Origin of the sequence: Streptomyces sp. NPDC006743 (genome assembly GCF_040703815.1) — a bacterium.
GTDB lineage: Bacteria > Actinomycetota > Actinomycetes > Streptomycetales > Streptomycetaceae > Streptomyces.
This window is the reverse complement of sequence record NZ_JBEYJA010000027.1, coordinates 73750-91496: the sequence shown is the minus strand read 5'-3', so window position 1 is coordinate 91496 and position 17747 is coordinate 73750. Positions and strand designations below refer to the sequence as shown.

14 protein-coding genes are annotated in these 17747 nt (G+C 74.3%); 3 read left to right on the top strand and 11 right to left on the bottom strand.

Translation table 11 applies throughout. From position 1 onward, the window contains the following. Positions 1–108: 108 nt before the first annotated feature. Both ABZ719_RS22290 and ABZ719_RS22285 read right to left on the bottom strand, forming a co-directional pair. A complete protein-coding gene (locus ABZ719_RS22290) occupies positions 109–507 on the bottom strand; it encodes a RidA family protein (protein ID WP_366726918.1) in 399 nt (132 codons plus the stop codon). Next, entirely contained in the window at positions 504–1793 is a 1290-nt protein-coding gene (locus tag ABZ719_RS22285; protein WP_366726917.1) for an acyl-CoA dehydrogenase, read from the bottom strand. Before ABZ719_RS22285 ends, ABZ719_RS22290 begins: the two co-directional genes overlap by 4 nt. A gap of 301 nt (positions 1794–2094) precedes the next feature. On the opposite strand from ABZ719_RS22285, the gene ABZ719_RS22280 reads away from it, so the two are divergent. After that, on the top strand, positions 2095–3774 hold the full coding sequence (locus ABZ719_RS22280; protein ID WP_366726934.1) for an AMP-binding protein: 1680 nt from the start codon (positions 2095–2097) through the stop codon (positions 3772–3774). Positions 3775–3805: 31 nt separating this feature from the next. Beyond that, the gene (locus tag ABZ719_RS22275) at positions 3806–4639 is read left to right on the top strand and encodes a PaaX family transcriptional regulator C-terminal domain-containing protein (RefSeq protein ID WP_366726916.1); all 834 of its coding nucleotides are present in this window, start codon (positions 3806–3808) and stop codon (positions 4637–4639) included. A 26-nt stretch (positions 4640–4665) separates the two neighbouring features. On the opposite strand, the gene ABZ719_RS22270 is transcribed toward ABZ719_RS22275, so the two are convergent. After that, positions 4666–7005: a bifunctional salicylyl-CoA 5-hydroxylase/oxidoreductase gene (locus ABZ719_RS22270; protein ID WP_366726915.1), complete on the bottom strand. Its 2340-nt coding sequence runs from the start codon at positions 7003–7005 to the stop codon at positions 4666–4668. A 7-nt stretch (positions 7006–7012) separates the two neighbouring features. Next, a complete protein-coding gene (locus tag ABZ719_RS22265; protein WP_366726914.1) occupies positions 7013–7840 on the bottom strand; it encodes an enoyl-CoA hydratase family protein in 828 nt (275 codons plus the stop codon). Positions 7841–8204: 364 nt separating this feature from the next. Between ABZ719_RS22265 and ABZ719_RS22260 the strand changes: the two genes are divergently transcribed. Continuing rightward, on the top strand, positions 8205–8651 hold the full coding sequence (locus tag ABZ719_RS22260; RefSeq protein WP_366726913.1) for an ATP-binding protein: 447 nt from the start codon (positions 8205–8207) through the stop codon (positions 8649–8651). A gap of 88 nt (positions 8652–8739) precedes the next feature. On the opposite strand, the gene argF is transcribed toward ABZ719_RS22260, so the two are convergent. The 7 genes from argF to ABZ719_RS22225 form a co-directional block, all read right to left on the bottom strand. Then, positions 8740–9753, bottom strand: a complete 1014-nt coding sequence (gene argF, locus ABZ719_RS22255; protein ID WP_366726912.1) for an ornithine carbamoyltransferase — start codon at positions 9751–9753, stop codon at positions 8740–8742. A 61-nt stretch (positions 9754–9814) separates the two neighbouring features. Next, the gene (locus ABZ719_RS22250) at positions 9815–11053 is read right to left on the bottom strand and encodes an arginine deiminase (protein WP_366726911.1); all 1239 of its coding nucleotides are present in this window, start codon (positions 11051–11053) and stop codon (positions 9815–9817) included. Between the two features lie 123 nt (positions 11054–11176). Beyond that, positions 11177–13738 carry a polynucleotide kinase-phosphatase gene (locus ABZ719_RS22245; protein ID WP_366726910.1) on the bottom strand — a complete coding sequence of 854 codons (2562 nt, stop codon included), beginning with the start codon at positions 13736–13738 and terminating at the stop codon, positions 11177–11179. Next, entirely contained in the window at positions 13735–15267 is a 1533-nt protein-coding gene (locus ABZ719_RS22240; protein ID WP_366726909.1) for a 3' terminal RNA ribose 2'-O-methyltransferase Hen1, read from the bottom strand. Before ABZ719_RS22240 ends, ABZ719_RS22245 begins: the two co-directional genes overlap by 4 nt. A gap of 165 nt (positions 15268–15432) precedes the next feature. Continuing rightward, entirely contained in the window at positions 15433–16356 is a 924-nt protein-coding gene (locus tag ABZ719_RS22235) for an LLM class F420-dependent oxidoreductase (RefSeq protein WP_366726908.1), read from the bottom strand. A 225-nt stretch (positions 16357–16581) separates the two neighbouring features. Further along, positions 16582–17055 (bottom strand): DUF6099 family protein, encoded by a 474-nt coding sequence (locus ABZ719_RS22230; protein WP_366726907.1) that lies wholly within the window; start codon positions 17053–17055, stop codon positions 16582–16584. A gap of 170 nt (positions 17056–17225) precedes the next feature. Beyond that, the gene (locus ABZ719_RS22225; RefSeq protein WP_366726906.1) at positions 17226–17660 is read right to left on the bottom strand and encodes a nucleotide pyrophosphohydrolase; all 435 of its coding nucleotides are present in this window, start codon (positions 17658–17660) and stop codon (positions 17226–17228) included. Positions 17661–17747 lie beyond the last annotated feature (87 nt).

The window sequence follows — 17747 nt, the reverse complement described above, 5'->3', positions numbered from 1 at the left end:
AGTGGAATGGGGGCCTCCACTGCTACCCGGCGACCGTGGCCCGCGCCGTGACCCTCACCCCTTCGGTGGCGAGTTGGCGGGCGGTCGGCGGTGTCGGCCCACGGCCCGTCAGGCGAGGACCGCCAGACCGTCCAGCTCCACCATCGCCTCCTCGTCCCACAGGCGTACGACCTGCACGACGGCCATTGCCGGATAGTCCCGGCCCGCCAGCCGGTGCCACAGGCGGCCGAGTTCACCCGCGTGGGCGCGGTAGGCGGCGACGTCGGTGGCGTACACGGTGACGCGGGCGAGGTCGGCGGGGGTGCCGCCGCTGGCGCGCAGGGCGGTGAGCAGGTTGGTGAGGGCGCGGGCGAACTGTTCGGGGAGGGTTTTTCCGGCCACCTTTCCGTCCTGGTCGAGCGCGGTCTGGCCGGCCAGGAACACGACGCGGGAGCCGGTGGCGACGACGGCGTGCGAGAAGCCGGTGGGCGGGGACAGCTCGGGCGGGTTGACGCGCTGGACGGTCACGGGGCCTCCCCGGTCCGGTGCTGGGCGTACAGCTCCTTGGCGATGATGGCGCGCTGGACTTCGCTGGCGCCCTCGTAGATCCGGGGGGCGCGCACCTCGCGGTAGAGGTGTTCGAGGAGGTGGCCCCGGCACAGGGCACGGGCGCCGTGCAGCTGGACGGCGGTGTCGACGACGTACTGCGCGGTCTCGGTGGCGAGGAGTTTGGCCATGGCGGAGCGGCGGGGGACCTCCGGACAGCCGTCGTCGTACGCGCTCGCCGCGGCGTGCACCATCAGGCGGGCCGCCTCGGTGCGCAGGGCCATCTCGGCCACCTGGTGGGCGACGGCCTGGAGGTCGCTCAGCCTGCCGCCGAAGGCGTCGCGGCCGGCAGTGTGGGCGACGGTCGCGTCCAGCGCCGCCTGGGCCATGCCGACCGCGAACGCGCCGACGCTGGGGCGGAACAGGTTCAGGGTGCTCATCGCCACCCGGAAGCCGCGGTCCACCTCGCCGAGCACGTCGTCCTCGGTGACGGGGACGCCGTCGAAGTCCAGGGTGCCGATGGGGTGCGGGGAGAGCATCTCCAGGGCGCTGCCGGTGAGGCCGGGGCGGTCGGCGGGGACCAGGAACGCGGTCACGCCGCGGGCGCCGGCGCCGGGCGTGGTGCGCGCGAAGACGGTGTAGAGGTCCGCCTCGGGGGCGTTGGAGATCCAGCACTTCGTGCCGGTGAGCCGCCAGCGCCGGGGGCGGCCGGGCGCCGCCGCGCCGCCCCCGTCCGGCGCGTCGGCGGTGCCGCCCGGCCCGGCGGGCGCCGTGCGGGAAGCCTGCGGTCCGGCTGCGCTCGCCGCCCCGTCCGGTCCCTCGCGGGCGGGCCGGGGGCGCGCGCCGGCCGGGCTGCCGTCCTCCGGTTCCGCGCGGAGCGCCAGGGCCGCCGCGTCCGAGCCCGCGCCCGGCTCGCTCAGCGCGAACGCCGCGACCGCGCTGCCCTCCGCCACGGCCGGCAGCCAGCGGGCGCACTGGGCCGGGGTGCCGTGGGCGTGCACCGGGTGGGCGCCCAGGCCCTGGAGGGCGAGGGCGGTCTCGGCCTCCGTGCAGGCGTACGCCAGGGACTCCCGCATCAGGCACAGGTCCAGGGCGCCGGAGGTGAACAGGCGCTCCAGCAGCCCGAGTCGGCCCAGTTCGGTCAGGAGCGGGCGGTTCACGCGGCCCGGTTCCCCCTGCTGGGCGAGCGGGCGCAGCCGGTCCGCGGCCAGCGAGCGCAGCTCGGCACACCAGGCGGTCTGGGCCGGTTCGAGCGAGAATGCGGACATTCGCCGGTCCTCCCTCCCCCGGGACGACCGGGGTCCACGACCACCGTATCGCGCCCCGTTGACTGTCGTCATCAACACGATACGCTCCCTGTGCGAGCCCACCACGACAAGGGGGCGAACCGCCATGAACCCGACGGATCCCGGCGCGGACGCCACCCGCGCGGACGGTGCCGGCCCGGACGCCGGCCCCACGGACGGAGCCGGCGCGGGCGCCGGCCGCACGAACGGGGCCGGTGCGGGCCCCGGGAGCACCGGGCCGGGCGCCGGGGACACCGTCCGGCCGCCGGTCCGCTCCGCCCACGTGGACACCTTCGCGCGCGACCACCTCCCGCCCGTCGACCAGTGGCCGCGGCTGCGGTTCGACCTGCCGGAGCTGCGCTACCCCGACCGGCTGAACTGCGCCGCCGAACTCCTCGGCCGCCCCGGGCCCACCGACGCGCGCCCCGTGTTCCGCACCCCCGCCGGCGAGACCTGGACCTACGCCGACCTGCGCGCCCGCGTCGACCGCATCGCTCAGGTGCTCACCGCCGACCTCGGTGTGGTGCCCGGCAACCGGGTCCTGCTGCGCGGCCCGACCACACCGTGGCTGGCCGCCTGCTGGCTGGCGGTCCTCAAGGCGGGCGCCGTGGCCGTCACCGTGCTGGCCCAGCAGCGGGCCCACGAGCTGGCCACGATCTGCGAGATCGCCCGCATCCGGCACGCGCTGTGCGACGTGCGGGCCGTCGGGGACCTGGCCAAGGCGGACGTGCCGGGGCTCTCGATCACCCCGTACGGCGGCGACGGCCCCGACGACCTGCTGCGCCGGCCGGTGCCGGAGGTCCCCTTCCGGGCGGTGGACACCGCCGCCGACGACGTGGCGCTCATCGCGTTCACCTCCGGCACCACCGGGCGCCCCAAGGGCTGCGTGCACTTCCACCGGGACGTCCTGGCCATTGCGGACACCTTCTCCCGGCACGTGCTCAGGCCGCGCGCCGAGGACGTCTTCGCGGGCAGTCCGCCGCTCGGCTTCACCTTCGGTCTCGGCGGCCTGGTGGTCTTCCCGATGCGGGCCGGCGCCAGCGCCCTGCTGCTGGAGGAGGCCCACCCCGCGCAGTTGCTGGCGGCGGTCGCCGAACACCGCGTCTCCGTGCTGTTCACCGCGCCCACCGCCTACCGCGCCATGCTCGACCGGCTGGGCGGCCACGACGTCTCCTCGCTCCGGCGCTGCGTGTCGGCCGGGGAGAACCTGCCCGCGGCCACCTGGCACGGCTGGCGCGAGCGCACCGGCCTCGGCATCATCAACGGCATCGGGGCCACCGAACTGCTGCACATCTTCGTCTCGGCCGCGGACGGGGACATCCGGCCGGGCACGACCGGGGTGCCCGTACCGGGATGGCACGCGCGCGTGCAGGACGAGTACGGCCGGCCCGTGCCCGACGGCGAGCCGGGGCTGCTCGCCGTCCAGGGGCCGGTCGGCTGCCGCTACCTGGCCGACGCCCGCCAGCGCGCGTACGTGCGCGACGGCTGGAACATCACCGGCGACACCTACGTCCGCGACTCCGACGGCTACTTCCGCTACGTCGCCCGCGCCGACGACATGATCATCTCGGCCGGGTACAACATCGCCGGTCCGGAGGTGGAGGACGCCCTGCTGCGCCACCCGGACGTGGTGGAGGCGGCGGTGGTGGGGCGGCCCGACGACGCACGCGGCCAGGTCGTGGTGGCCTACGCGGTGCTGCGGCGGGGCGCGGTGCGGGACCCGGAGGCGCTGCGCGCGTTCGTGAAGTCCGAGCTGGCACCGTACAAGTGCCCGCGCGAGGTCGTCTTCCTCGACGCCCTGCCGCGCACGGCCACCGGCAAGCTCCAGCGCTTCCGGCTGCGCACGGCGGCCGGCCCGGACCCGGACGGCGGGCTCGACGGGCGCGATGGGCTCAGTGGGCGTGACGGGCTCGGCGGGGTCGGCGGGCTCAGTGGGCTCGGCGCCGAGGGTGACCAGCGGTGACGGTGACCGGCAGTCGTACCGACGACCTAAAATGATCAACGTGTCCGTCCAGCCCGCGCCCCCCGCACCGACCAGCCCCCGCTCCCTCATCGTCACGCTCTACGGGGCGTACGGCCGCTTCGCGCCCGGCCCGGTGCCCGTCGCCGAGCTGATCCGGCTGCTGGCGGCGGTCGGGGTGGACGCGCCCTCGGTGCGCTCCTCGGTGTCCCGGCTCAAGCGGCGCGGGCTGCTGCTCCCGGCCCGCACCGCGCGGGGCGCCGCGGGCTACGGACTGTCCGCCGAGGCACGCCAGTTGCTGGAGGACGGCGACCGCCGCATCTACGCGGGCACGCCGCCCGGCGACGAGGGCTGGGTGCTGGCGGTGTTCTCCGTGCCGGAGTCGGAGCGGCAGAAGCGGCACGTGCTGCGGTCGCGGCTGGCCGGGCTCGGCTTCGGCACGGCGGCCCCCGGGGTGTGGATCGCGCCGGCCCGGCTGTACGAGGAGACCCGGCACACGCTGCGGCGGCTGCGGCTGGACGCGTACGTGGACTTCTTCCGCGGTGAGCACCTGGGTTTCACGCCGACCGCCGAGGCGGTCGGCCGCTGGTGGGACCTCGCGGCGGTCGCCGAGCAGCACGAGGCGTTCCTCGCCCGGCACGCGGGGGTGCTGGAGGCCTGGGAGCGGCGCGGTGACACCCCGCCCGAGGAGGCGTACCGCGACTACCTGCTCGCCCTGGACTCCTGGCGTCATCTGCCCTACGCCGATCCCGGCCTGCCCGCGCACCTGCTGCCGGCCCACTGGCCCGGACTCCGCTCGGCCGCCGTCTTCCGGGGCCTGCACGAGCGGCTGCGGGACGCGGGAGCCGAGTTCGCGGGTCTGGCCTGATTCCGGGCGGCCGGTCCGGCCGCGTGTCAGCCACCGGGGCGCAGGCGCGGTGCGGGCGCGTCCGTGCGGCCGGTCTGCGGGCGCCTGCTGCCCGCGCGGTAGGGGGCCGGCCACACCGCGCCGGGACCCTGGTACCCCTGTTCGGCGGCGGCGTGCAGGGTCCAGTGCGGGTCGTACAGGTGCGGGCGGGCCAGCGCGCACAGGTCCGTACGCCCGGCCAGGATCAGGGAGTTGACGTCGTCCCAGGAGGAGATCGCGCCGACCGCGAGGACCGGGACGCCGGCCTCGTGGCGGATCCGGTCGGCGAACGGCGTCTGGTACGACCGCCCGAACTCCGGCCGCTCCTCGGCGACCACCTGGCCGGTGGAGACGTCGACGGCGTCGGCGCCGTGCGCGGCGAAGGCGCGGGCGATCTCCACGGCGTCCTCGGCCCCCGTACCGCCCTCGGCCCAGTCGGTGGCGGAGATGCGTACGGTCATGGGGCGTTCCTCGGGCCACACGGCGCGCACGGCGTCGAAGACCTCCAGCGGGAAGCGCAGCCGTTTCTCCGGTGAGCCGCCGTAGGCGTCGGTGCGGTGGTTGGTCAGCGGGGAGAGGAAGCCGGAGAGCAGGTAGCCGTGGGCGCAGTGCAGTTCGAGCAGGTCGAACCCGGCGCGGGCGGCCCGCCAGGCGGCGGAGGTGAACTGTTCGCGGACGTCGGTGAGCTGGGCGCGGGTGAGCTGGCGGGGGACCTGGCTCCCGGGCTTGTACGGCAGCGGGGAGGCGGCCACCAGCGGCCAGTTGCCCTCGGGCAGCGGTTCGTCCATGCCCTCCCACATGAGCCGGGTCGAGCCCTTGCGCCCGCTGTGGCCTAGTTGCACGCCGATGGCGGTGCCCGGTGCCTGCCGGTGCACGAACTCGGTGATCCGCCGCCAGGACTCCGTCTGCCGCCCGGTCCACAGACCGGTGCAGCCCGGGGTGATCCGGCCCTCGGGGCTCACGCACACCATCTCGGTCATCACCAGGCCGGCGCCGCCCAGGGCCCGCGCGCCGAGGTGCACGAGGTGGAAGTCGCCGGGGACGCCGTCGACGGCGGAGTACATGTCCATGGGCGAGACGACGACCCGGTTGCGCAGGGTCAGGCCGCGCAGCCGGAACGGGGTGAACATGGGGGGTGTGCCGGGCGGGCAGCCGAACTCGCGCTCGACGGCGTCGGTGAAGCGGGCGTCGCGCAGGCGCAGGTTGCCGTGGGTGACGCGGCGGCTGCGGGTGAGCAGGTTGAAGGCGAACTGGCGGGGCGGCTGGCCGAGGTACAGGCCGAGGTTCTCGAACCACTCCAGGCTGGCCCGGGCGGCGCGCTGGGTGGAGGCGACGACGGGCTTGCGCTCCGCCTCGTACGTCGTCAGCGCCTCGGCGATCGTGGGCTGTTCGTCCAGGCAGGCGGCGAGGGCGACGGCGTCCTCGACGGCGAGTTTGGTGCCGGAGCCGATGGAGAAGTGGGCGGTGTGCGCGGCGTCGCCGAGGAGCACCAGGTTGCCGTGCGACCAGTGCTCGCCGGTCACCGTGCGGAAGGTGGTCCAGGCGGACTTGTTGGAGCGCAGCGGGCGCCCGCCGAGGGCGTCGGCGAAGATCTTGGCGCAGCGCTCGACGGACTCCCGTTCGTCCAGTTCACCGAACCCGGCGGCCCGCCAGACCTCTTCGCGCATCTCGACGATGACCGTGGAGGAGCCCTCGTCCTGTGCCCCGGAGGCGCTCGTCGGGGGGTGGTGGCCGGGCGCGGGGCGGGACGGGCGGAAGTAGGGATAGGCGTGCAGTTGCATCACGCCGTGCTCGGTCTCGGCGATCTCGAAGCGGAAGGCGTCGAAGGCGAAGTCGGCGGCGAGCCAGATGTAGCGGCAGCGGTGCTCGGTGATCCGGGGCCGGAAGACGTCGGCGTACGCCGCGCGGGTGGCGCTGTGCACACCGTCGGCGGCGATCACCAGGTCGTGCGTCTCCCGCAGCCGGTCCGGGGGCGGGGCGTCGGTGCGAAAGCGCAGGTCGACGCCGAGGGAGCGGCAGCGGGCGTGCAGGATCTGGAGGAGCCTGCGCCGGCCGAGGGCGGCGAAGCCGTGTCCGCCGGAGGTCTGCCGGGTGCCGCGGTGCACGATGTGGATGTCGTCCCAGCGCACGAAGTCCCGTGTGAGGGCCTGGTGGACGACCGGGTCGGCGTGCTCGATCCCGCCGAGGGTCTCGTCGGAGAGGACGACGCCGAAGCCGAAGGTGTCGTCGGGGGCGTTGCGTTCCCAGACGGTGACCTCGCGGGCGGGGCCGAGCCGTTTCAGCAGGGCCGCCGCGTACAGGCCGCCGGGCCCGCCGCCGATGACCGCGACCCGCTGGGCGCCGGTCACCGCCGCCTCACCTCCCCTGCCACTTCGGGGGCCGCTTCTCGGTGAACGCGGCGTGGAACTCGGCGTAGTCCTCGCCGTTCATCAGCAGGGCCTGGGTGGCGGCGTCCATCTCGACGGCGGCGGACAGGGGCATGTCGAGTTCGGCGGTGAGCAGGGCCTTGGTCTGGGCGTGGGCGAGGGCGGGGCCGTCGGCGAGATGGCGGGCGAGGGCCTGGGCGGCCTCGTCGGCGTGGCCCTCGTCGGTGAGCCGGCTGATCAGGCCGATCCGCTCGGCCTCGGGCGCCCGGACGGGCTCGCCCAGCATCAGCAGCCGGGTGGCGTGGCCGAGGCCGACCACGCGGGGCAGCAGGTAGGCGGCGCCCATGTCGCCGCCGGAGAGGCCGACGCGGGTGAAGAGGAAGGCGAAGCGGGCGCTCGGGTCGGCGACGCGGAAGTCGGCGGCCAGCGCCAGGACGGCCCCGGCGCCCGCCGCGACGCCGTGCACCGCCGCGATCACCGGGAACGGGCACTCGCGCACGGCCCTGACGACCTGCCCGGTCATCCGGTTGAAGTCGAGCAGTTCGGCGGTGTCCATGGACAGGGTGGCGCCGATGATCTCGTCGACGTCGCCGCCCGAGCAGAAGCCGCGGCCCTCGCCGGCCAGTACCAGGGCGCGCACCGCGCGTTCCCGGGACAGCTCGGCGAGCAGGTCGCGCAGGTCGGCGTAGGCGCCGAAGGTGAGGGCGTTGAGCTTGTCGGGGCGGGCGAGGGTGACGGTGGCCACCCCGCCGTCCAGCTCGACGCGCAGGTGCCGCCACGCGGAGGTGCGGGTGACGGAGCCGGTGAAGGGACTCATGACGTACGGCCTCCTCGGCGGACTGCCCGTGTCGTCCGGCACGCCGGCGATGCCGTGCCCGGCGCTCCCCCACGAAGCTATCACCTGTCTTTGACTGTCGTCACGAGGGCGCGATAGAGCGGGACCTCGCGGCAGGCGCCGGCCGTGACAATGCGACCGGCGTCCGTCGCTTCGTCACAGGTCGTCCATGGCCCGGTAACGACGGGAGGGGGCGGGGGAGGACGGACGTTCGCAGGGGTAGTCCGTCCGTGCCGGGGCCGGGCCCCGGACGGAGGGCCCCGAGAGCCGCCGCCGACGGCCCCCGTACCATTCCCCTCGTCGAAAGCAGGACAGCCCGATGGTGACCACCGGTTCGCCCTGCGTCATGAACGGACACACGTTGTACGAACCCGCCGCCTCCGCCTGGCGCATCGCGCTGCCGCACACGGCCGCCGCCGTACCGGTGGCCCGCGCCCTGGTCCGCACGGCGCTGGCCGAGCAGGAGCACACGGCCGACAGCGACACCGCGGAACTGCTCACGGCCGAGCTGGTGGCCAACGCCGTGGAGCACACCGCGGGCAGCGGCCCGATAGAGCTGCTGGTGGAGCTGGAGCCGGGCGGCTGTCACGTGGAGGTGCGCGACGCGGACCCGGAGCCGCCGGGCGGGCTGACCCGCCCCGGCCTGATCCCGCCCGACCCGTGGCGGGAGGACGGGCGCGGCCTGCTGCTGATCCGGGCGCTCAGCTCGTCCTGCGGGCACCGGCCGACGGCGTCGGGCAAGGCGGTGTGGTTCCGGCTGTCCGCGCCGCCCGCGGGGCCGGGCGGCGCCTGAGCGGCAGGGCGCGCCCGGTGCGCCGCGGTTCACAGCGGCGCACAGAAGCGGGCCCCGGCGGCCGGAACCCGCTTCTGTTCCGCAGCCCTCAGCCTCGCGCCAGCGTGGCGACCAGGACCGCCTTGATGGTGTGCAGCCGGTTCTCGGCCTCGTCGAAGACGACCGAGTGGGCGGACTCGAAGACCTCGTCGGTCACTTCCAGGGATTGCAGGCCGTACTGCTCGTGGATGTCCCGGGCGACCTTGGTGCCGAGGTCGTGGAAGGCGGGGAGGCAGTGCAGGAACTTCACGTCCGGGTTGCCGGTGGCGCGCAGGACGTCCATGGTCACCGCGTACGGCGCGAGCGACTGGATCCGCTCCTGCCAGACCTCCTTGGGCTCCCCCATGGACACCCACACGTCGGTGGCGACGAAGTCGGCACCGCGCACACCGTCCTCCAGGGACTCGGTGAGGGTGACGCGCGCCCCGCTCGCGGCGGCCAGCTCGTGGGCACGGTCGACGATCTCCTGGGCGGGCCAGTAGGTCTTGGGGGCGACCAGGCGCACGTCCATGCCGAGCAGGGCGCCGGTGACCAGGTAGGAGTTGCCCATGTTGAAGCGGGCGTCGCCGAGGTAGGCGAAGGCCGTCTCGCCCAGCGGCTTGTCGCCGTGCTCGGTCATCGTGAGCACGTCGGCCAGCATCTGGGTGGGGTGCCAGTCGTCGGTGAGACCGTTGTAGACGGGGACGCCGGCGTGCGCGGCCAGCTCCTCGACGTCGCTCTGGCGGTCGCCCCGGAACTCGATCGCGTCGAACATCCGGCCGAGGACGCGGGCGGTGTCCTTCAGGGACTCCTTGTGCCCGATCTGCGAGCCCGACGGGTCGAGGTACGTGGTCGAGGCGCCCTGGTCGGCGGCGGCGACCTCGAACGCGCAGCGGGTGCGCGTCGAGGTCTTCTCGAAGATCAGCGCGATGTTCCTGCCGCTCAGGTACCGCGTCTCCGTCCCGGCCTTCTTGGCGGCCTTGAGTTCGGCGGCCAGCTCGACCAGAGCGCGGAACTCCTCCTGGGTGAAGTCCAGCTCCTTGAGGAAGTGGCGGCCGGCGAGGGCGGTCGGGACTGTCGCCATGGGGGCGCTCCAACGGGTGAGGGACAGGGACTCCTGGAATTCTATACGACTCTCAGAATTTCTATGCGGTCGGAGAGGTGACGGCGTCCCGTTCCACCGGGCAGCTCATGCAGCGCGGCCCGCCCCTGCCCCGCCCCAGCTCGCTGCCGGGGATCTCGATCACCTCGATGCCCTGCTTGCGCAGATGCGTGTTGGTGGTGGCGTTGCGCTCGTAGGCGACGACGACCCCCGGCTCCACGGCCAGCACGTTGCAGCCGTCGTCCCACTGCTCGCGCTCGGCCGCGTGGACGTCCTGCGTGGCGGTGAGGACCCGGATCTCGCTCAGTCCGAGGGCGGCGGCGACGGCCCGGTGCATGTGCTCGGGCGGATGGTCGGTGACCTTGAGTTCCTTGTCGCCCGAGCCCGGTTCGATGGTGTACGAGCGGAGCATGCCGAGCCCCGCGTACTGGGTGAACGTGTCCCCGTCGACCATCGTCATCACGGTGTCCAGGTGCATGAACGCGCGCCGCTTGGGCATGTCGAGCGCCACGATCGTCCGCGCCGACCCGGCGGCGAACAGCTTGTGCGCGAGCATCTCGACGGCCTGCGGGGTGGTCCGCTCGCTCATCCCGATGAGCACGGCGCCGTTGCCAATGACCAGGACGTCCCCGCCCTCGATGGTGGACGGGTAGTCGGCCTGCCCCTCGGACCACACCTGGAACGGCTCGCCGCGGAAGAGCGGGTGGTAGCGGTAGATCGCCTCGAAGTGCACGGTCTCGCGCTGCCGGGCGGGCAGGCGCATCGCGTTGACGCAGACGCCGTCGTAGATCCAGGCGGAGGTGTCGCGGGTGAAGAGGTGGTTGGGCAGCGGACCGAGCAGGAAGTCGTCCAGGTCCATGACGTGGAACCGCACGGAGGCCGGCTCGGCGTGCGCCTGCAGGAACTCCCGCTTGGTCATGCCGCCGACCAGCGCCTCGGCCAGTTCCGGCGCGTCCAGCGTCTCGAACGCGGCCCGGAGATGGTCGGTGGCGAGCGGGCCGTACTCCTTCTCGTCGAAGACGCGGTCCAGGACGAGCGACCGGGCCGACGGGATCTCCATCGTCTCGGTCAGCAGGTCGCCGAAGAGGTGCACGGCGACCCCGCGGTCGCGCAGCACGTCGGCGAACCCGTCGTGCTCGGCGCGCGCCCGGCGCACCCAGAGCACATCGTCGAAGAGCAGCGCGTCCTTGTTGCTGGGGGTGAGCCTCTTGAGCTCGAGATCGGGCCGGTGCAGGATGACGCGGCGCAGCCGCCCGGCCTCGGAGTCGACATGGAATCCCATGGCTCCATCCTGACCACCCGGCCCCGCCTTCACCCCCCCCCTGGCCGGTTTCCGTGCGCTTCTGTCGCCGCGCGCGGTCCGGCCGCGGCGGAGGAGGACTCCGCCGCGGCCGGCCGGCGGCCGTCACAGCCGGGGGTCCACCGGCTCCGACTCCAGGGCGAGGACGCCGAACACCGCCTCGTGCACCCGCCACAGCGGTTCACCGCCGGCGAGGCGGTCCAGGGCCTCCAGACCGAGGGCGTACTCGCGGGTCGCCAGTGACCGCTTGTGGTTCAGGAACCGCTGCCGCAGCCGGGCGAGGTTGTCCGGGCGGGTGTACTCGGGACCGTAGACGATCCGCAGGTACTCCCGGCCGCGGCACTTGATGCCGGGCTGGACCAGCCGCCCCGCCCCGGTGCGCACCCGCGCCTCCAGCGGCTTGACCACCATGCCCTCGCCGCCGCGGCCGGTCATCTCCAGCCACCAGTCGACGCCGGCCCGGACCGACTCCGGGTCGCCGGTGTCGACGTACAGGCGGCGGGTGACCTGGAGCAGGCCGGTGCCGTCGTGGTCCACCAGCCGGTCGATCAGCGCGAGCTGTTCGTCGTGCGGCAGCGCGGCGAGACTGCGGCCGCGGACGGCGAGGATCTGGAACGGCGCCAGGCGGACGCCGTCCAGGCCCTCCGTGGGCCAGCAGTAGCGGCGGTAGGCGGCCGTGAACGCGGCGGCGTCCGACGCCCGCTCCCGCTGGCGGGCCAGCAGGCCGCCGACGTCCACGCCCCGCGCGGCGGCGCCCTCCAGGGCCCCCAGCACACCGGGGAACACCGCGGCGGCGGCCGCACCGACCGCCGCGTACTGCGAGCGCAGCAGCCCGGCCGCCTTCAGCGACCACGGCATCAGCTCGGCGTCGAGCAGCAGCCAGTCCGTGTCCAGTTCCGTCCACAGCCCGGCCCCGGTCACCGCCGTGCGCAGCCGCCCGAGGACCTCCTCGGTGACCGCGGGGTCGTCGAAGAAGGGCCGGCCGGTGCGGGTGTAGAGCGCGCCCGTGGGGCCGTCCACGCCGAACCGCTCGCGCGCCGCGCCCGCGTCCCGGCACACCAGGGCCACGGCCCGCGAGCCCATGTGCTTCTCCTCGCACACCACCCGCGCGACCCCGTCCCCGCGGTACTGGGCGAACGCCTCCTGCGGGTGCTCCAGGTAGCCCTCGGCCCGCGAGGTGGCGGTCGGTGCCATCGTCGGCGGCAGGTAGGGCAGCAGCCGCGGGTCGACGGCGAAGCGGCTCATGACCTCCAGGGCCGCCGCCGCGTTCTCCTCGCGGACGGCGACACGGCCCGCGTGCCGGGTCTCCACGGCCCGCCGCCCCCGCACGTCGCCGAGGTCCAGCGGACGCCCGTCGTGCCCGCCGGGCGCCTCGGCGCGCAGCGGCTTCACCGGCTCGTACCAGACCCGCTCGGCCGGTACGTCGGCCAGCTCGCGCTCCGGCCAGCGCAGCGCGGTCAGCTTGCCGCCGAACACCGCGCCGGTGTCCAGGCAGAGGGTGTTGTTGAGCCAGGTGGCCTCCGGGACGGGGGTGTGACCGTAGACCACGGCCGCCCGGCCCCGGTAGTCCTCCGCCCACGGGTAGCGCACCGGCAGGCCGAACTCGTCGGTCTCGCCGGTGGTGTCGCCGTACAGCGCGTGCGAGCGGACGCGGCCGGAGGTGCGGCCGTGGTACTTCTCGGGCAGCCCGGCGTGGCAGACCACCAGCCGGCCGCCGTCGAGGACGTAGTGGCTGACGAGTCCGTCGATGAACTCCCGCACCTCGGCCCGGAACTCCTCGCTCTCGCCCTCCATCTGCGCGATGGTCTCGGCCAGTCCGTGCGTGGGCCGGACCGTGCGGCCCTTGAGGTGGCGGCCGTACTTGTTCTCGTGGTTGCCGGGCACGCACAGGGCGTTGCCCGACTTCACCATCGCCATCACCCGGCGCAGCACGCCGGGGCTGTCCGGGCCGCGGTCGACGAGGTCGCCGACGAAGACGGCCGTGCGGCCCTCGGGGTGCACACCGTCGATGTAGCCCAACTTGCCGAGCAGGGCCTCCAGTTCGGCGGAGCAGCCGTGGACGTCGCCGATGATGTCGAAGGGGCCGGTGAGGTGGGTGAGGTCGTTGAAGCGCTTCTCGGTGACGACGGTGGCCCGCTCGGCCTCCTCGGCGCCGCGCAGCACGTGCACCTTGCGGAATCCCTCGCGCTCCAGGTGGCGCAGGGAGCGGCGCAGTTCGCGGACGTGCCGCCGGATGACCCGGCGGGGCAGCCCGGCCCGGTCGGTGCGGGTCGCGTTGCGCTCGGCGCACACTTCCTCTGGCACGTCGAGGACGATGGCGATGGGCAGCACGTCGTACTGCCTGGCCAGGTCGATCAGCTGCCGGCGGGCGTCGGGCTGGACGCTGGTGGCGTCGACGACGGTGCGCCGGCCGGCCGCGAGCCGCTTGCCCGCGATGTAGTGCAGCACGTCGAAGGCGTCCCGGCTGGCGCCCTGGTCGTTCTCGTCGTCGCTGACCAGACCGCGGCAGAAGTCGGAGGAGATGACCTCGGTGGGCTTGAAGTGGCGCCGGGCGAAGGTGGACTTGCCCGAGCCGGTGGCGCCGACGAGGACGACGAGCGAGAGGTCGGTGACGGGCAGGACGCGTCCCTGCGGGGTGGTGGTGGTCGTCCCGGATGTGCCGGTCATGCTGCCTTCGCCTCCTTCTCGCGGGTGGCCGGTTCGTGGGTGGCCGGCTCGTGTGCCGGGGTCCGGTGGGCCGGCTCGTGCGGGGGTGTGCGGGTGAACACGGCCATCTGGGTGGGCGGGCCCACCTCGGGGTCCTCGGGGCCGACGGGCCGGAGGACGACGGTGTAGCCGTGCCGGGCGGCCACCGCGTCCGCCCAGGCGCAAAACTGCTCGCGGGTCCACTCGAAGCGGTGGTCGCCGTGCCTGGCGTGCCCGGCGGGCAGGGTCTCCCAGCGGACGTTGTACTCGACGTTCGGTGTGGTGACGACGACGGTCCGGGGGCGGGCCGCGCCGAACACCGCGTACTCCAGGGCGGGCAGCCGGGGCAGGTCGAGGTGTTCGATCACCTCGCTGAGCACGGCGGCGTCGTATCCCTCGAGCTGCTTGTCGGTGTAGACGAGGGAGCCCTGGCGCAGGGTGACGCGCGCGGCCTGCCGCTCCCCCATCCGGTCCAGCTTCAGCCGCCGTGCGGCGATGGTGAGCGCCCGCACCGACACGTCGATGCCGACGATCTCCGTGAACCGCGCGTCCTTCAGCAGCTCCTGCACCAACTGGCCCTGACCGCAGCCGAGGTCGAGGACGCGGGCGGCGCCGGCGGACGTCAGTTCCGCGAGGATCGCCTCGCGGCGCCGGACGGCGAGGGGGGTGGGCCTCTCGTCGGTCTCGGTGCCGGCCCCGGCCGCCACCGCGTTGTCGATCTCCTCGACGTCGCTGTCGTCCGTCTCGGCCAGCCGCAGCAGCTCCAAGCGCTCCGTCGCCTGCCGGGCCAGCGACCAGCGGCGGCTCAGGTAGCGGCTGGTGATCAGCTTCTGCTCCGGGTGCGCGGGCAGCCAGCCCTCGCCGGCCCGCAGCAGTTTGTCGACCTCGTCGGAGGAGACCCAGTAGTGCTTGGCGTCGTCGAGGACGGGCAGCAGGACGTAGAGGTGGCGCAGGGCCTGGGCCAGGGTGACGGTGTCCGACTCCAGGACCAGGCGTACGTAGCGGGAGTCGCCCCACTGCGGGAACCGGGTGTCCAGCGGTACGGCGTCGGCGGTGACCGCCCAGCCGAGCGGTTCGAACAGCCGCCGCACCAGGGCGGGGCCGCCACGGGCCGGCAGAGCCGGTATCTCGATGCGCAACGGGCGGGCCAGGCCCGGCAGTTCGGGCCTGGCGCGGCACACGCCGCGCATGGCGCTGGAGAACACCGCGCTCAGCGCCACGGCGAGCAGCGAGGACGCGGCGTAGGGCCGGTCGTTGACGTACTGCGCGAGCGCCGCGTCGGGTGCGCCGCCGCGTCCCTTGCCCTTGCCCCGCCGCACCAGCGCCACCGCGTCGACCTCCAGCAGCAGCGCCGCCGTGCAGCGGTCGGTGTCCGCCTCGGGGTAGAGGACGTGCGCCGTGCCGAGGGAGGTGGAGAACGCCTGCGCCCTGCCGGGGTGCTTGTGCAGCAGGTGACCCAGGTCGGTCGCGGGGTGTTCGGGGGTGCCGGTGGTGGTGATGGTCAGGAACATGCGCAGGCCTCTCCGGGCCGGACGGACGGGTGGGGTGGCGGGCGTGCGCGGGCCCCCGGGACGACGGTCCCGGGGGCCCGGCAGGACGACTCCTCCACCTTGGCACAGGGCCGGGGAGCGGCGCCTGCCTTTATCTTCCGCCGTCTTCGCCGGGCGTCCGGCGCGCTACGACAGCTGCGACTGCACCTGGGAGGAGATCAGCTCCAGGTGGTCCAGGTCGGACAGGTCGAGGATCTGGAGGTAGACGCGGCTGGAGCCGATCCCGGCGTAGCGGCCGAGCTTGTCGACCACCTCGGCCGGGGAGCCCGCCAGGCCGTTGGCCTTCAGCTCGTCGACCTCGCGGCCGATCGCGGCGGCGCGGCGGGCGACCTCCTGGTCGTCCCGGCCGACGCAGACGACCAGGGCGTTGGAGTACGTGATGTCACCGGCGTCCCGGCCGGCCTCCTGCGCGGCGGCGCGGACCCGGCCGAACTGCCGCTCGCTGTCCTCCAGGGAGGCGAAGGGGACGTTGAACTCGTCGGCGTACCGCGCGGCCAGCCGCGGGGTGCGGGTCGCGCCGAGGCCGCCGATGAGCACCGGGATCTTCGCCTGCGCGGGCTTGGGCAGCGCGGGCGACTCGCTCAGCCGGTAGTACTCGCCCTGGAAGTCGAAGGTCTTGCCGGTCTCGGTCGCCCACAGGCCGGTGACGATCGCCAGTTGCTCCTCCAGGCGCGCGAACTTCTCCTTGGGGAACGGGATGCCGTACGCCTTGTGCTCCTCCTCGAACCAGCCCGCGCCCAGGCCCAGCTCCACCCGGCCGCCGGACATCTGGTCGACCTGCGCGACCTGGATGGCGAGGACGCCGGGGAGCCGGAAGGTGCCCGCGGTCATCAGGGTGCCGAGCCGGATCCGCTCGGTCTCGCGGGCGAGGCCGGCGAGGGTGATCCAGGCGTCCGTGGGGCCGGGCAGGCCGTCCCCGCCGCCCATGCGGAGATAGTGGTCGGAACGGAAGAAGGCGTCGAAGCCGAGGTCCTCGGTGGCCTTGGCGACGGTGAGCAGGGTGTCGTAGGAGGCCCCCTGCTGGGGCTCGGTGAAGATACGCAGATCCATGCTCCCATCCTGCACGCCACCCCACCGCCCGCCCCGCCGACCCCACCGGCCCCGGCCCCGCCGGTCGCCGGACGGGTGAACACGGAGGGCGGGGGCGGGGGCGGGGGGCCGCCGGGCCGGGGCGGGTGAGCGGGAGCGGGTCGTGTCCTGCCGCCGGGTGGTGGGGGCCGCTGCCGCCCGCGGCAGCGTGCGGGTGCGCAGGGGGGGCCGCGGGCCCTGGGGGGGTCAGCCTGCTTCGCGTTCCGGCAGTACGGTCTCCTCGCGGACCGCCAGCTTGCGCAGCATCTCGCGGATGCGGTCCCTGGACTCGTCGGCCGCGTCGATGGCCTCCATGCACTGCCAGTACGTGCGCTCGTCGGCGGCCGAGCTGGCGATGCCGACCAGGGCGATGCCGACCTCGCCCAGCAGCCCGCCCAGGCACAGCAACGCCCGGTGCGCGTCGGCCAGTTCGGTGAGCTGGGCGGCGCGTAAGGATCCCGGGTCGAGGTCGGGGGCGTCCAGGACGCCGCAGCCGCGGCCCGCCAGTTCGGTCAGCCCCAGGGCCTCGCCGCGCAGTTCGGGCGGCCCGGAGACCGCGAGGCGGCTGCCGACCGCCTGCGCCAGGGCCTGCGCCTGCCACACCTCCGCCAGGATGGCGGGGGCCTCGCCGCTGCCCGCCAGTGCACGCCTGCTCGCCAGGATGAGCCGCACCGCGTCCATGCGCTGCCCCCGTCATCTCCCGACGTGCTCGTCGCACGTCTGCCCGAACCCCCTTGTTCACTACCCAGAGTGAAGGCGCCCAAGGCAAAAAGCCAGAGGAAGACGGAAATCTCTGGACAACAAATCGATTTCGACCGAGTGAACGACTGCGGAGAGTGATAGCGGAGTCGTCAGCTCCCCTCGGTCGCCGTCCCCGGGTCCGGCCCGTCCGGGCCCGCCGGGGCGTCCGGGCCCGCTCCCCGCGCCGGGAACCGCTCTTCGTTCCGGTCGATCTTCGCGGCCAGTGCCGCCAGCGGATCGACACCGAGCACCTCGCAGAGCTGCAGCAGGTACGCGAGGACGTCGGCGATCTCGTCCCGGACGCGGTACGCGGACCGGGGGTCGGACATGACGCGCGCCGACTCCTCCGGGGTCAGCCACTGGAAGATCTCGACCAGCTCGGAGGCCTCGACGCTGAGGGCGGCGACCAGATTCTTCGGGGTGTGGTACGGCTGCCAGTCGCGCGCCGCGGCGAACTCGGCGAGGCGGCGCTGCAACCCGGCCAGGTCGCGGGGCGGTTCGGACCGCGGGGCGCGGGGTCCGGCGGGATCGGGGTGCTCGGTCACGTCACCAGATCTATCACCCGCGGCCCGGACACGGCGCGGGCCGGTCCGCCACCGCTCCCCCGCCGGCCCGGCCAGCGCGGCTCCGTC

Bases quoted from the DNA above. Each gene is read 5' to 3' on its own strand.
- ABZ719_RS22285 (WP_366726917.1), bottom strand. From the start codon at position 1,793: ATGTCCGCATTCTCGCTCGAACCGGCCCAGACCGCCTGGTGTGCCGAG.
- argF (WP_366726912.1), bottom strand. From the start codon at position 9,753: ATGGCGACAGTCCCGACCGCCCTCGCCGGCCGCCACTTCCTCAAGGAG.
- ABZ719_RS22230 (WP_366726907.1), bottom strand. From the start codon at position 17,055: ATGGACGCGGTGCGGCTCATCCTGGCGAGCAGGCGTGCACTGGCGGGC.
- ABZ719_RS22260 (WP_366726913.1), top strand. From the start codon at position 8,205: ATGAACGGACACACGTTGTACGAACCCGCCGCCTCCGCCTGGCGCATC.
- ABZ719_RS22240 (WP_366726909.1), bottom strand. From the start codon at position 15,267: ATGTTCCTGACCATCACCACCACCGGCACCCCCGAACACCCCGCGACC.
- ABZ719_RS22235 (WP_366726908.1), bottom strand. From the start codon at position 16,356: ATGGATCTGCGTATCTTCACCGAGCCCCAGCAGGGGGCCTCCTACGAC.
- ABZ719_RS22245 (WP_366726910.1), bottom strand. From the start codon at position 13,738: ATGACCGGCACATCCGGGACGACCACCACCACCCCGCAGGGACGCGTC.
- ABZ719_RS22265 (WP_366726914.1), bottom strand. From the start codon at position 7,840: ATGAGTCCCTTCACCGGCTCCGTCACCCGCACCTCCGCGTGGCGGCAC.
- ABZ719_RS22250 (WP_366726911.1), bottom strand. From the start codon at position 11,053: ATGGGATTCCATGTCGACTCCGAGGCCGGGCGGCTGCGCCGCGTCATC.
- ABZ719_RS22275 (WP_366726916.1), top strand. From the start codon at position 3,806: ATGATCAACGTGTCCGTCCAGCCCGCGCCCCCCGCACCGACCAGCCCC.